Origin of the sequence: Pseudomonas sp. HR96 (assembly GCF_034059295.1) — a bacterium.
Classification (GTDB): Bacteria; Pseudomonadota; Gammaproteobacteria; order Pseudomonadales; family Pseudomonadaceae; genus Aquipseudomonas.
Genome location: NZ_CP139141.1, coordinates 3,682,435 through 3,697,198, shown reverse-complemented (window position 1 = coordinate 3,697,198; position 14,764 = coordinate 3,682,435). Strand labels below are relative to the sequence as shown.

Below are 14,764 nucleotides of genomic sequence, written 5' to 3'. Positions count from 1 at the left end.
AGGGCCTCACTTACGCAACTTGCTGGCGAACAACCCTTGCGGGCGGACCATCAGGATCAACACCACGGCCGACAAGGTCAGCACCTTGGCCATGGAGCCGGTCATGAAGAACTCGGAAATCGATTGGGTCTGGGCAATGGCGAAGGCCGAGGCGATGGTGCCGAACAGGCTCGCGGCGCCGCCGAAGACCACGGTCAGAAAGGTGTCGACGATGTACAGCGATCCGGCCGTGGGCCCGGTCGAGCCGATGGTGGTGAATGCCGCGCCGGCGACCCCGGCCACGCCGCAGCCGAGGGCGAAGGTCATGCGGTCGACTTTCTTCGTGTTGATGCCCACGGCGCGGCTCATCACCCGGTTCTGCATGGTGGCGCGCACCTGCAGGCCCCAACGCGAGCGGTACAGCAGCAAAAAGATCAGGGCGGTCATGAACACTGTAAGGACCATGGTGAACACGCCATTGCGCGGGATGTCGATGGCGTCGCTGAGGCTGAACGAGCCCATCAGCCACTCCGGCGGCTCGGCACTGACTTCGCGGGCGCCGAACACCGACCGGAAGGTCTGCTGCATCATCAACGACAGGCCCCAGGTGGCCAGCAGGGTGTCGAGCGGGCGGTGGTAGAGGCGGCTGATCATCACCCACTCCACCAGCCAGCCGACGGCGCCAGCGACCAGGAACGACAGGGCGATGGCGAAGAAAAAGTAGTACGGCTGCATCGCCGGGAAATACAGGGTGGTCAGGTGCGAGATCACGTAGGTGGTGTAGGCGCCGATGGTGAGAAATTCACCGTGGGCCATGTTGATCACGCCCATCTGGCCGAAAATGATCGCCAGCCCCAGGGCCATCAGCAGCAGCACGCAGAACACGGACAGGCCGTTGAAGCCCTGCATGGCGGCGATGGCGCCGAATTGTGATAGCCATTCCATAAGATTCTCCGTTGGCCGCATCCCGGGGGGGCTTGGTGCGCAGTGCGCGGGTGAGTCAAGCCGGCCTGGCGGCCGCTCGGGCACGTTGCCCCGCACAGGCGCCAGGCCGGTTTTCGATGCGACTACTGATAACCCTTGGGAAACGGATTCGGCTCGATCAGGTCCGACTCGTGCACCACCTTGAACTGCCCGTCGGCCTGCACCTGGCCGATGCGTGCCTTGCTCCACAGGTGATGGTTCTCGTGGATCTTCACGTAGCCTTCCGGCGCGTTGCTCATCTCGATGCCAGGGGAGGCGGCCACCACCTTGTCGACGTCGAAGCTGCCGGCTTTCTCGACCGCCGCCTTCCACAGCCAGGGGCCGAGGTAGGCTGCCTGGGTCACGTCGCCGATCACCGAGTTGGCGCCGTACTTGTCCTTGAACGCGGCAACGAAGGCCTTGTTGGCCGGGTTGTCCAGCGACTGGAAGTACTTCATGGAGGCATAGAAGCCGGCCATGTTCTCGCCGCCGATACCCAGCAGCTCATCCTCGGTGACCGAGAGGGTCAGCAGGGTCTGCTTGTCGGCAGTCACGCCGGCGGCCTTGAGCTGCTTGTAGAAGGCCACGTTGGAGCCACCGACCACAGCGGCGAAGACCACGTCGGGTTTCTTCAGCTTGACCTTGTTGATCAGCGAACCGAACTGGGTGTTGCCCAGCGGGTAGTAGTCTTCGCCGACCACGGTGCCGTGCAGCACGTTCTCGATGTGCTTGCGGGCGATCTTCATGGAGGTGCGCGGCCAGATGTAGTCCGAGCCGATCAGGTAGAAGGTCTTGGCGCCTTTCTCCTTGGCGATCCAGTCCAGGCTGGCGAGGATCTGCTGGGTGGCTTCCTGGCCGGTGTAGATGACGTTCTTGGACTGCTCCAGACCCTCATAGAAGGTCGGGTAGTAGAGCAGCCCGTTCTCTTTCTCGAACACCGGCAGCACCGCCTTGCGCGAGGCCGAGGTCCAGCAGCCGAACACCGTGGCGACCTTGTCGTTGACCAGCAGCTTGCGGGCCTTCTCGGCGAAGGTTGGCCAGTCGGAGGCGCCGTCTTCCTGAATCACCTTGATCTGCCGACCGAGAATGCCCCCCGAGGCATTGATCTGGTCGATGGCCAGGCGTTCGGCCTGGATCGAACCGGTTTCGGAAATCGCCATGGTGCCGGTGGCCGAGTGCAACTGGCCGACCGTGACCGTGCTGTCGGTGACGGCCAGGCCCGTGGTGTTGACGTCGGCGGCCAGGGTGACCTGGCTGAACACGGCGGCGGCGATCAGCGACAAGGTCGCCACGCCTCGGGCCATGCCCCGTGCCAGGGCGAATGGCCGTCGGGTACCCCTCGTTATCATGCTGTCCATGGTGCTGCTCCTGTGCTGGTGTGGCGCAAGGATGCGGCGGTGGAACTTTTCCGGGTATACGCACCATGACGTAGCGGCATACGTCATTTGACAGAGCGCGGGCGCCTGGCAAATGGACGATGATCGCGCTCGCATCGGGCACGCGCCCTGCATGTGCCCAGTGCCATTCCCCCCGTCTGCGGAGCACCGTCTTGGCCATACCCGGCACCCAACGCATCGCCAAGATCCGCCGCGACTACAACCGCTGGGTCGCCGACGAGACCATGGAGGACTACGCCCTGCGCTATGCGCCCTCGTCCTTTCGGCGCTGGAGCGAGGGCCGCATCGTCAACACCGCCTTGAGCTCGGTGTCGTTCCTTGTGCTGGAGGCGATCGGCGGCACCCTGGTGATGGACTACGGCTTCACCAACACCTTGTGGGCGGTGCTCGCCGTGGCCCTGATCATCCTGCTCACCGGCCTGCCGATCAGCTACTACGCCGCCCGCTATGGCGTCGACATGGACCTGCTGACCCGCGGCGCGGGGTTCGGCTACATCGGCTCGACCATCACTTCGCTGATCTATGCCAGCTTTACCTTTCTGTTCTTCGCCCTCGAAGCGGCGATCATGGCCCTGGCCTTGGAGCTGTACTTTCACATCCCACTGGCCTGGGGCTACGTGCTCTGCTCGGTGATCGTCATCCCGCTGGCGGCCTACGGCTTCACCTTGATCAGCCGGCTGCAGATGTGGTCGCAGCCGTTCTGGCTGGGCCTGCTGCTGGTGCCGTACGCGTTCGTGATCTGGAAAAGCCCCGGCACCCTGGCCGACTTCACCTCGTTCGCCGGGCGCCACGGTGAGGCGGGCACCTTCGACCTGCTGCTGTTCGGTGCAGCGCTGAGCGTGGTGCTGTCACTGGTGACGCAGATCGGCGAGCAGGTCGACTACATCCGCTTCCTGCCCGAGCGCACCGCACACAACCGCAAGCGCTGGTGGGCCGCCTTGCTGCTGGCGGGGCCGGGCTGGATAGTGCCGGGCGCCTTGAAGCTGATGGCCGGGGCCTTCCTGGCGTTTCTGGCGCTGCAGCACGAGGTGCCGGTGGCGCGCGCGGTGGAACCGACGCAGATGTACCTGGTGGCCTACAGCTACGTGTTCGCCGCACCTGAATGGGCCCTGGCGGCCATGGCGCTGCTGGTGGTGATCTCCCAGGTCAAGATCAACCTGACCAACGCCTACGCCGGCTCCCTGGCCTGGTCGAACTTCTTCGCGCGCATGACCCACAGCCACCCGGGCCGGGTGGTGTGGCTGGTGTTCAACGTCGGCATCGCGCTGCTGCTGATGGAAATGGGCATCTTCGACGCCATCGGCGAGGTGCTCGGCCTCTACGCCAACATCGCCATCGCCTGGATCGGCGCGCTGGTGGCGGACCTGGTGATCAACAAGCCGCTGGGCCTGTCGCCGCCCTACATCGAGTTCAAGCGCGCGCACCTGTACGACGTCAACCCGGTGGGGGTCGGTGCCATGGGCGTGGCGTCGCTGGTGGCGCTGCTGGCGCACTTCGGCTACCTGGGCAGCCTGGCCCACGCCGCGCCGCCGCTGCTGGCCCTGATCACTGCACTGGTGGTCTCGCCGCTGATCGCCTGGGCCACCGGCGGGCGCTATTACCTGGCGCGCCAGAGCGACAGCCACCTGCTGTACCCCCAGGGCGCCCACAGCACGCTGCGCTGCGGGGTGTGCAGCAATCCCTTCGAGCGTCCGGACATGGCCTGGTGCCCGGCCTATGCCTCGCCGATCTGCTCGTTGTGCTGCTCGCTGGAAGTGCGCTGCGGCGATCAGTGCAAGCCGCGCTCACGGCTGTTGATGCAGGTCGAGGACTGGATGGCGCAGCTGCTGCCCAAAGGCCTGTCGCGCAACCTGCATACGCGCCTGGCGCACTACCTGGGCATCTTCGCGGTGCTCATCGTGCTGCTGTCCGGCGCCCTGGCGCTGGTGTATACCCAGGTCACGCACAACCTCGCCGAGCACTCCTGGCAGACCCAGCAGACCCTGACCCTGGCCTTCATCAAGGCGTTCCTGGCGCTGTGCGTGTTCGCCGCCGTGCTGGCCTGGTGGGTGGTGCTGACCCGCGAAAGCCGCCACGTCGCCCAGGAAGAGTCCGAACGCCAGACCGCGCTGCTGATGCAGGAGATCGAGGCCCACGAGCAGACCGACCTGGCTCTGCAGCGGGCCAAGGAAGCCTCCGAGGCGGCCAACGCCGCCAAGAGCCGCTACGTCACCGGGCTGTCCCACGAGCTGCGCACGCCGCTCAACAGCATCCTCGGCTACACGCAGATCCTGCAGCGCGACGCCAGCACTGCGCCGCGCCAGCAGGAGGCGCTGGCGACCATTCTGCGCAACAGTTCGCACCTGCTGTCGCTGATCGACGGTCTGCTCGACGTGGCCAAGATCGAAGCCGGCAAGCTGCGCCTGGAACTGTCGGAGATCGCCCTGGTGGATTTCATCGAGGACCTCGAGCGCTTGTTCGCCCCCGCCGCCCGCGACAAGGGCCTGGGCTTTCGCCTGCAATTGATTGGCGAGCTGCCCAACGTGGTGCGCGGCGATGAAAAGCGCGTGCGCCAGATCCTCATCAACCTGCTCGGCAATGCGGTGAATTTCACCGACACCGGCGAGGTCTGCCTGCGCGTCAGCTATCGGCGCCAGACCGCCACCTTCGAGATCATCGACAGCGGCATCGGCATTGCCGAAGACCAGCTGGAGCGCATCTTCCAGCCTTTCGAGCGCGGCGAGATCGACCGCCAGGACAAAGGCATGGGCCTGGGCCTGACCATCACCCGCATGCTCACCGCCTTGATGGGCGGTGAAATCTCCGTGACCAGCGAGCCGCAGCGCGGCACGCGTTTTCAGGTGCGCCTGTTTCTCGGCGAGGTGCGCGTGCCCCAGGCGGTCATCCGCGAGGAGCATTCGCTGGTGGGGTACCAGGGCGCGCGGCGCCGGGTGCTGGTGGTGGACGACCACATCGAGCACCGCCGGGTGCTGCGCGGCATGCTTGAGCCGCTGGGGTTCGTCATCGACGAGGCGAGCAACGGCCAGGAGGCGATCCGCCAGGTCTCGTTGCAGCACCCGGACCTGATCCTCATGGACCTGTCGATGCCCGGCATGGATGGCTGGGAGACCAGCCGGCTGATCCGCCGCAACGCCTCGTGCACGGCGCCGATCATCGTCGTCTCGGCCAATGCCAACGCCTTCGCCGACGACCGCGCCCACGATGCCATCCCAGCCCACGACGACTACCTGGCCAAGCCGATCCACATGCAGCAATTACTCGACCGCATCCGCCAGCACCTGCAATTGCAGTGGCTGCACGCACCGCTGGCACCCGCGCAGCCCATGCGCGCCGGGCAGCCTTTGCTCGAAGCCGACCTGCGCGAGCTCGAAGAGCTCTGCGCCGAAGGCTACATGAAGGGTATCCAGGCCAAGCTTGACCGCATGGAGGCCCACCAGCCGCACTGCGCGGTGCGGGTGGCGCCGCTGCGCGCGCTCGCCCGGGGCTTTCGCCTCGACGAATTGACCCTGCTGATCAAGGAGGCCCTCGATGGGACTGCCCGTTCCTGACCACCACCGTGGCGTCATCCTGATTGTCGACGACACCCCCGACAACCTCGCGCTGCTGGCCGACGCCCTCGACGACGCCGGCTACCGCGTCCTGGTGGCGATGGACGGCCACAGCGCCCTGGCGCGCATCGCCCGGCGGCGCCCGGACCTGATCCTGCTGGACGCGATGATGCCCGGGCTGGACGGCTTCCAGACCTGCCGGCAGATCAAGGCGCAGCCCGACAGCGCCGACATCCCGGTGCTGTTCATGACCGCGCTGACCGACCCCGAGCACGTGGTGCAGGGTTTCGAGGCCGGCGCCATCGACTACGTGACCAAGCCCATCGAGTGTCGCGAAGTGCTGGCCCGCGTCGCCTCGCACCTGCGCACCGCGCAGATCCTCCAGGCTGCCCGCGAACGCCGCACCTCCAGCCTGTCGCTGGACGACCCGGTCGCCCAGGAACGCCTCTGCGCACATTTTCGCCTGACCAGCCGCGAGGTCGAGGTGCTGCGCTGGGTCACCTGCGGCAAGACCAACAAGGACGTCAGCGACATCCTCGGCCTTAGCCCGCGCACGGTGAACAAGCATCTGGAGCACATTTTCGTCAAGCTGGGGGTGGAAACCCGCGCGGCAGCGACCTCGGTGGTGATCTCGATGGTGGCGAGGGTTTGAGGTGGGTGGACGAGCAAACCGGCCTGGCGGCCTCTCGGGGGCTCTGCCCCCTCCCACGGCCGCAGATCCAATGTGGGAGGGGTCGCAGACCCCGAGAGGCCACAAGGCCGGTCTTGAGATCCAGTCACCGCCGGTGGTGGCCATATTGGACATCTCGCCAGGCGCCAGGAAGATCAAACCGGCCTTGCGGCCTCTCGGGTGCTCTGCCCCCTCCCACGGCCGCAGATCCAATGTGGGAGGGGTCGCAGACCCCGAGAGGCCGCAAGGCCGGTCTTGAGATCCAGTCACCGCCGGTGATGGCCATATTGGCCATTTCGCCAGGCGCCAGGAAGATCACACCGGCCTGGCGGCCTCTCTGGGGGCTCTGCCCCCTCCCACGGCCGCAGATCCAATGTGGGAGGGGTCGCAGACCCCGAGAGGCCGCAAGGCCGGTCTTGAGATCCAGTCACCGCCGGTGGTGGCCATATTGGCCATTTCGCCAGGCGCCAGGAAGATCAAACCGGCCTTGCGGCCTCTCGGGGGCTCTGCCCCCTCCCACGGCCGCAGATCCAATGTGGGAGTGGTCGCAGACCCCGAGAGGCCGCAAGGCCGGTCTTGAGATCCAGTCACCGCCGGTGGTGGCCATATTGGCCATTTCGCCAGGCGCCAGGAAGATCACACCGGCCTGGCGGCCTCTCGGGGGCTGTGCCCCCTCCCACGGCCGCAGATCCAATGTGGGAGGGGTCGCAGACCCCGAGAGGCCACAAGGCCGGTCTTGAGATCCAGTCACCGCCGGTGGTGGCCATATTGGACATCTCGCCAGCGCCAGGAAGACCACACCGGCCCGCGGGGCCTATTGCGGGCTTGAACTCCCGCCCATCCCGCCCGTACGCTTGGGCCCTGAGGCTGTCGGGCCGAACGGGAGATGTGGCGTGACCACTGAATACAAAATCATCGACTCGCCAGTCGGCCAGCTCACCCTGGTAGCCCAAGGCAGTAGCCTGGTGGCGATTCTCTGGCAAGTCGAGCGGCCCAACCGGGTTCGCCTTGGTGTCTTGACTCCAGCACCGGGAGGTTCGCCAGCAAGCCTGGCGATCGAGGCCGCCGAGCGGCAATTGGCTGAATACTTCGCAGGGCAGCGCAAGCGTTTCGCGCTGCCGCTGGCATTCAACGGCACCGAGTTTCAGCGCAAGGTCTGGCAGGCACTGTTGACCATCCCGTTCGGCGAGACCCGCACCTACGCCCAGATCGCCCGTCAGATCGGCCACCCGACGGCGGTGCGCGCCGTGGGCGCCGCCAATGGGCGTAACCCGATCTCCATCGTCGCGCCTTGTCATCGGGTGATCGGCGCCAGCGGCGAGCTCACCGGGTTTGCCGGCGGGCTGGCGGCCAAGGCGCTGCTGCTGGGCGTCGAGCGCGGGCAGGGCACTGTGCAGGGCAGCTTCGAATTCGCAGCAGGCCTGCCATGAAGATCATCAGCGGTCAGGCCGTCGCCGAACTGGAGCTGTTCTATCCACCCCCTCTGGACTGGCAACGCATGCTGCGCTTTTTCGGCGGGCGCTCGACCGCCGGCGTCGAAAGCGTGGTGGACGGCGTCTACCATCGCACTCTGCGCTGGCAAGGCAGCGAAGGCTTGCTGAGCGTGCGCCAGGACCCTGCGCGGCATTGCCTGATCGCAACCTTGCACGGCGAAGTCAGCCGCCAGGCCGATGCGGTGAGCGGCAAGCTGGCCAGCCTGTTCGACCTGGCGACCGAGCCGGCGTTGATTCAGCAGTGCTTCGCCAGCGACCCCTGGCTGGGCCAGTTGATCGCCCAGGCCCCCGGGCTGCGCGTTCCGGGCGCCTGGTCCGGTTTCGAGCTGGTGGTACGGACCATTGTCGGCCAACAGGTCAGCGTCAAGGCCGCCACCACCATCGTCGGCCGTCTGGTGCAACGCGCCGGCACTCCGGCGCAAGGCCCGCTGCTGGCCGATGCGCCGTGGCTGTTCCCCACCCCCGAGGCGCTGGCCGGCGCCAACCTGGACCGGATCGGCATGCCGGGCAAGCGCGTTGCCGCCCTGCAAGGCTTTGCCCAGGCGGTGGCCGATGGCGTCGTCGACATCGACGCCGCGACCCCCGACCTGCCCACTCTGCGCCGGCAACTGCTGGCGCTGCCGGGCATCGGCCCCTGGACCGTGGAGTACACCGCCATGCGCGCCTGGCGCGACGCCGACGCCTGGCCGGGCACCGACCTGGTGCTGATGCAGGCCATCGCCCGGCGCCAGCCGGAGTTGCTCAAGCACGCCCAGCAGCTCAAGCACAGCGAAGCCTGGCGGCCCTGGCGGGCCTATGCGGCCATGCACCTGTGGAACGAAATCGCCGACGCCGCGGGGGCGGCCCGAGGCGGTTAGCCGAGGTCGACACGCCCGGCGGCGATTGACTCGAACTCCCGCGACATTGCAGGTTCCGATCCAGATGACACGCCTGAACGTGTTCCACGACCAGCGCAGACGGGACGTTGCATGAGCACCTTGGGTACTGACAATTCGGCCAGACAGAACACCGAACGCCTCGAGGCGGAAATCCTGCGCCTCTCCACGCGGCTGGCGGCCGCCGAAGAGCAGTTGCGCCAGCGCCCCTTCGAGCGCTCCGCACTGCTCTCCAGCCGCCGGCAATACCAGCGCCTGCTCGACACCATCGATGAAGGCTTCTGCATCATCCGCATGAAGTTCGACGATGCGGGGCGCGCCTGCGACTACCAGTTCATCGAGACCAACCGGGCGTTCGAGACCCACACCGGCCTGGTCGGCGCTGAAGGCCGCTGGATACGCGAGATGGTTCCGGAGCACGAGCAGCACTGGTTCGACGTGTACGGCGAGGTGGCGCGAACCGGCAAGAGCCTGCGCTTCGAAGACCGCGCCGAGGCCATGAACCGCTGGTATGAAGTGCATTGCACCGCCGTGGACGAGGAGGCCGGTCTGGTGGCGGTGCTGTTCAACGACATCAGCGCCCAACGCAACGCCGAATTGGCGTTGCGCGAGAGCGAGGAATATTGGCGCGGACTGTTCGAGAAGCTCGACGACGGTTTCATCCTCGGCGAGCTGATTCGCGATCCCGACGGCGTTGCCCGGGACTGGCGCTATCTGGACGTCAACCCGGCCTGGGGGCTGAAGGTCGGAATAGACCCCGGCCAGGTCAAGGGCAAGAGCGTGCGCCAGTTGTTCCCGGGCATCGAAGAGTTCTGGATCGCCGAGCCGGCCCAGGCAGTGGCTAATCAGAAGGCCGCTGCGTTCAATCACCAGGTCGGCAACCTTGGGCGCTGGTACGAAGGGCGCGTGCATCCGCTGGACCAAGAGCGCTTCGTCATCATCTTTCGCGACGTCACCGAGGCCTACGGTGCCAGCAAGCGGCGCCAGGCCTTGCTGGAATTCGGCGACACCTTGCGTGACCTGCAGGTGCCGGAAGAAGTGGCGGCGGCAGCTACCCGGTTGATCGGCCAGACCCTCGGCGTCAGCGGTGCCTGCTATGTGGCGGTGGAGCAGAGCGGTAGCACTCAGGTTGTAGGCCAATTTCAGCTGCGCAGCGCCGATGCTGTCGATTACCCGGCGCTGCTGGCAGGCTTGCCGCTGGGCCATGCGCTGGCGATCAGTGACGTGCGTGACGACCCGCGCACCGCGGCCTGGACGGCCAGCGGCGTGCAGGCGCTGCTCAGCGTGGCGCTGGTCGAGTCGGGCGTGCCGGTGGCGGCCTTGTGCGTGTTGCAGGCGCAGGCGCATGTGTGGACCGAGGCCGAATCAAGGTTTGTCCGCGATGTCGCCGAGCGCACCCGCGCCGCGATCGCGCGGCGGCGCGCTGAAAGCGATCTGCGCGCCCTTAATGTGGCCCTCGAGCGCACCGTGCAGGAGCGCACCGAGGAACTGCTGCGTTCCGAAGAGCAATTGCGCCAGTCCCAGAAGATGGAAGCGGTAGGGCAACTCACCGGTGGCATCGCTCATGATTTCAACAACCTGCTGACGGGCATCTCCGGCAGCCTGGAAATGATGCAGAGCCGCATTCGCCAGGGCCGCTTCGGCGAACTCGACCGCTATATCTCGGCGGCGCACGGTGCCTCGCGGCGCGCCGCGGCGCTGACCCACCGGCTGCTGGCGTTTTCCAGGCGCCAGACCCTCGACCCCAAGCCGACCGATCTCAACCAGCTGGTCGCCGGCATGCAAGAGTTGATCGTGCGCACCATGGGCCCTGGCGTACACACCGAGATGATCACCGACAATCAGGTGTGGCCGGCCAATGTTGACGCCAACCAGCTGGAAAATGCCTTGCTCAACCTGTGTATCAACGCCCGCGATGCGATGCCCGATGGCGGCCGGCTGACGGTTGAAACCGCCAATCGTGCGCTCGATGAACGGGCTGCTGCAGCTTTCGACCTGCCGCCCGGCAACTATGTGTCGCTGTGCGTGTCCGACACCGGGACAGGCATGAGCCCGGAAGTGGCCGAGCGCGCGTTCGAGCCGTTCTACACCACCAAGCCGATCGGCATGGGTACCGGCCTTGGACTGTCGATGATCTATGGCTTCATTCGCCAGTCCGGCGGCCAGGCGAAGATCTATTCGGAGGTCGGCATGGGGTCGACCATCTGCCTGCACCTGCCGCGTTACCTGGGCGAGCAGGTGCAGGACGAACCCATGCGACTGGCCGAAATGCCGCGGGCAGTGGACGGCGAAACGGTGCTGGTGGTCGACGATGAGCCAACCGTGCGCCTGCTGGTGCGCGAGATTCTCGAAGAACTGGGCTACCACGCCATCGAGGCGGCGGACGGTCCTTCAGGGCTGCAGATCCTGGAATCCGATGTGCGCATCGACCTGCTGGTTTCCGACGTCGGCCTGCCGGGCAACATGAACGGGCGACAGATGGCCGACCTGGCACGGGTGCGGCGGCCTGATCTGAAAGTGCTGTTCATTACCGGCTACGCGGAAAAAGCGGTGCTCGGCAACGGCGACCTGGCGCCCAACATGCACATCATGACCAAGCCGTTTTCGATCGAGGGCCTGGCGGTGAGAATCAAGAACCTGATCGAGACGGACGGATGATCCGGATGCAACATGGCGACAAGCCCATTTACCTAGTAATTCGATGCGGATCGTGACACATGCAAGCAACAGCCCAGCTCTCTGACGGCGATCCAGGCAACCGCCTGGCCGCGCTGTACAGCTACGACATCGTCGATACTCCCCGCGAGGCGGCGTTCGACGATCTGGTGCTACTGGCGGCGAAAATCTGCGGCACGCCGATCTCGGTGATCAACCTCATCGAGACTCACCGCCAATGGTTCAAGGCTGAAGTCGGCCTGGGTATCCGTGAAACGCCATTGGACCTGTCGATCTGCCGACACGTACTGATGCAGCCCGGTCTCACGGTGATCCCGGATCTGCGCGAAGACCAGCGCATGTGCCACAACCCGCTGGTGACCGCCGACGACGGCCTGCGTTTCTATGCCGGCTGCCTGCTGCAGACGCCGGACGGCTACGGCATCGGCACCCTGTGCGTGCTCGGTCGTGAACCACGGACGTTGACCGACGACCAGCAGCAGGCCCTGCGCACCCTGGCCAACCAGGTGATGGCGCAAATGGAGCTGCGCAAGTCGCTGAAGCAGAAGACCCGGCTGCTTGAACAGCAGGAGATGCTGCTCAAGGAAGTCAACCACCGCACCAAGAACAACCTGCAACTGATCATCAACCTGATCGAGTTGCAGATCCGCCAGATCGACGACGCTACGGCGCGCGCTGCACTGGTCGACACTTCACGGCGGATCATGAGCATCGCCGCGGTCCACGACAAACTTTATCGTGCCGACCAGGTCGACGCCGTGGACACCGCGGACTATCTGCTGGAAGTGGTGCGTGGCGTGGAAGCCACTGCGGGGTCGAACATTTCCTTCAACGTCAGCCTGGCATCGATCATGTTGCCACTGGACAAGGCCATTCCGCTGGCGCTGATGGTCAACGAGTTGGTGACCAACTCGCTCAAGTACGCCTATCCGAATCAGGCCCCTGGTTTGATCCAGGTGCGTCTGGACGAGGAGGGCGGCCTCGCAACGCTGACCATCGCCGACGAGGGGTTGGGCCTGCCGCAAGGCTTCGAGCAGAAGCAGAGCCGCTCGCTGGGGATGCGTATCATCACGTCGCTGGCGCGGCAGATTGGCGCCGAAGTGGTGTTCGTGAATTTGCGACCGGGGGTGGAGTGTCGGGTGTCGTTTGCGGTGAAGAGCCAGTTGCTGGCGGCGGATGCGATGGCGTGAGCCATCATTCACCCGGGGCCTCCGCCCCGTCCCACATAGACCGTGATCTGCTTGAGATCTGCTTGAGATCTGCTTTGCTGTAGATGTGGCTTTGGCTTTGGCTTTGGCTTTGGCTTTGGCTTTGGCTTTGGCTTTGGCTTTGGCTTTGGCTTTTGATCTTGATCTTGATCTTGATCTTGATCTGCCGCGACTTCAGCAGGCCGACTGAAGCAGCGCGGGAGTGGTGGCGCGAGGCAGGAGCCGAGCGAGCGCCGCGCGGCCAGGGACGGCCGCTCGGCGCGTACGCCACGGAGCGATGCGTAAGGAGGGAACCCGGAGTGGAGCGTAGCGTAACGTAGGGCCAATGAACGGAGCGGAGGCCTTTTGCTTACTTTTGGGCCTTTCCAAAAGTGAGTCGCCGTAAGGGCGAAAAGGTGATTTAGCACCACCCCAGCAAATGGATTAGCTTAAAAATCACAGGGTCGCTACTGCGATATTGGAGCTTATCCAGCATCTCCAACGCGCCTCAAGGCCCCTTTCGCCCTTACGGCGAGTCACTTTTGGAAAGGCCTGTACGGACCGGACACATGGTTGACGGGTGTGCGGGGACATGGTGGACACTTCCAGCGAGCCACTTCGCCGGAATCCCACCATGACCTGGAACACGAGAGATGCCATGAGTCTGAAAGAAGAGTTCATAGCCTTGGCGCGGCTACCCGGCAGTAATAAAAGAGAGCTGTGTCGACGATTTGGGATCAGTCCGCAGACGGCCTATAAATGGCTAGGGCGCTACGAAGCGCTAGGCCAGGCAGGACTTGAGGAGAGGTCTCGCAAGCCCGCGACCAGCCCGAAGCTGACCGATACCCAACTGCAAGCTCAAGTGATCGCTCTGCGCAAAGCACATCCCGCCTGGGGTGGACGCACCATCAGCAATGTCCTGAACAAACAGATCGCCCCCAGCACTGTAACCAGCGTCCTGCATCGCCATGGACTGATCGAGCCTGCTGCGAAGGAACACGAAGCCAAACTGCGCTTCGAGCACGATGCGCCGAATGATCTTTGGCAGATGGACTTCAAAGGGCACTTTGCAACGCAACAAGGTCGGTGCCATCCATTGACCATGCTGGATGATCATTCTCGTTTCAACCTAGCCATTCAAGCTTGCGACAACGAGCGAGGACCCACCGTGAAAGAGAAGATGATCGAGGTGTTCGAACGTTATGGTCTGCCAGCTCGAATCAACGTCGATAACGGTGCGCCAAGGGCTCGCCGCGAAATCCCGGAGAGATAACAGAATTAAGTATCTGGTTGATTCAACTGGGAATTCGCATCAGTTTCAGTCGCCCATATCATCCTCAAACCAACGGCAAGATCGAGCGATTTCACCGCTCGTTCAAGGTGGAAGTATTGGATGGGCACCTGTTCTCGACGTTCAAGGAAGCGCAATCGGCATTTGATCGCTGGCGCGATGTTTATAACCTTCAGCGGCCGCATCAGGCGTTGGAAAACAAAGTCCCCATGCAGCGGTATCGAACCAGCCCTTGGGCATATCCGAAGGTTTTAGCGGAATTCGAGTACGGGCAAGACGACGTCCTGGCGAAGGTTTATAGCAGCCGATTCCGATTCAGGAAGCGTTACTTCAGCATCGCCAAAGGGTTGCTGGGCAAGCATGTGGCCATACGCCCCAGCGTGAGGGGTGAGAGCATGTTTGACGTGTATTTCTGTCATCACCTGCTGCGGACAATCGATATCGACCAGCCCGACTACACTTGATAATGCGTCAACCATGTCTCCGCACATGTGTCCACGATGTGTCCGGTCCGTACAGGCCTTTCCAAAAGTGAGTCGCCGTAAGGGCGAAAAGGTGATTTAGCACCACCCCAGCAAATGGATTAGCTTAAAAATCACAGGGTCGCTACTGCGATATTGGAGCTTATCCAGCATCTCCAACGCGCCTCAAGGCCCCTTTCGCCCTTACGGCGAGTCACTTTTGG

At 64.4% G+C, this 14,764-nt stretch carries 8 protein-coding genes and 1 pseudogene; 7 read left to right on the top strand and 2 right to left on the bottom strand.

Features of this window, described 5'->3' with window-relative positions:
- Positions 1-6: 6 nt before the first annotated feature.
- On the bottom strand, positions 7-924 hold the full coding sequence (gene urtB, locus SFA35_RS16455) for an urea ABC transporter permease subunit UrtB (RefSeq protein ID WP_320571605.1): 918 nt from the start codon (positions 922-924) through the stop codon (positions 7-9).
- 122 nt (positions 925-1,046) lie between these two features.
- Positions 1,047-2,246 carry an urea ABC transporter substrate-binding protein gene (gene urtA / locus SFA35_RS16450; RefSeq protein WP_414058549.1) on the bottom strand — a complete coding sequence of 400 codons (1,200 nt, stop codon included), beginning with the start codon at positions 2,244-2,246 and terminating at the stop codon, positions 1,047-1,049.
- Between the two features lie 245 nt (positions 2,247-2,491).
- On the opposite strand from urtA, the gene SFA35_RS16445 reads away from it, so the two are divergent.
- From SFA35_RS16445 to SFA35_RS16415, 7 genes and pseudogenes are all read left to right on the top strand, one after another.
- The gene (locus SFA35_RS16445) at positions 2,492-5,887 is read left to right on the top strand and encodes an ATP-binding protein (RefSeq protein ID WP_320571603.1); all 3,396 of its coding nucleotides are present in this window, start codon (positions 2,492-2,494) and stop codon (positions 5,885-5,887) included.
- Positions 5,868-6,539, top strand: coding sequence for a response regulator transcription factor (locus tag SFA35_RS16440; protein WP_320571602.1), 672 nt, complete (start codon positions 5,868-5,870; stop codon positions 6,537-6,539). The genes SFA35_RS16445 and SFA35_RS16440 overlap by 20 nt, the downstream gene beginning before the upstream one ends.
- A gap of 911 nt (positions 6,540-7,450) precedes the next feature.
- The gene (locus tag SFA35_RS16435) at positions 7,451-7,987 is read left to right on the top strand and encodes a methylated-DNA--[protein]-cysteine S-methyltransferase (protein WP_320571601.1); all 537 of its coding nucleotides are present in this window, start codon (positions 7,451-7,453) and stop codon (positions 7,985-7,987) included.
- On the top strand, positions 7,984-8,907 hold the full coding sequence (locus SFA35_RS16430) for a DNA-3-methyladenine glycosylase family protein (protein ID WP_320571600.1): 924 nt from the start codon (positions 7,984-7,986) through the stop codon (positions 8,905-8,907). The genes SFA35_RS16435 and SFA35_RS16430 overlap by 4 nt, the downstream gene beginning before the upstream one ends.
- A 111-nt stretch (positions 8,908-9,018) precedes the next feature.
- Positions 9,019-11,583 (top strand): ATP-binding protein, encoded by a 2,565-nt coding sequence (locus SFA35_RS16425; protein ID WP_320571599.1) that lies wholly within the window; start codon positions 9,019-9,021, stop codon positions 11,581-11,583.
- 59 nt (positions 11,584-11,642) lie between these two features.
- Entirely contained in the window at positions 11,643-12,791 is a 1,149-nt protein-coding gene (locus SFA35_RS16420) for a sensor histidine kinase (protein ID WP_320571598.1), read from the top strand.
- Between the two features lie 631 nt (positions 12,792-13,422).
- Positions 13,423-14,543, top strand: a pseudogene (locus tag SFA35_RS16415) (IS481 family transposase).
- Positions 14,544-14,764 lie beyond the last annotated feature (221 nt).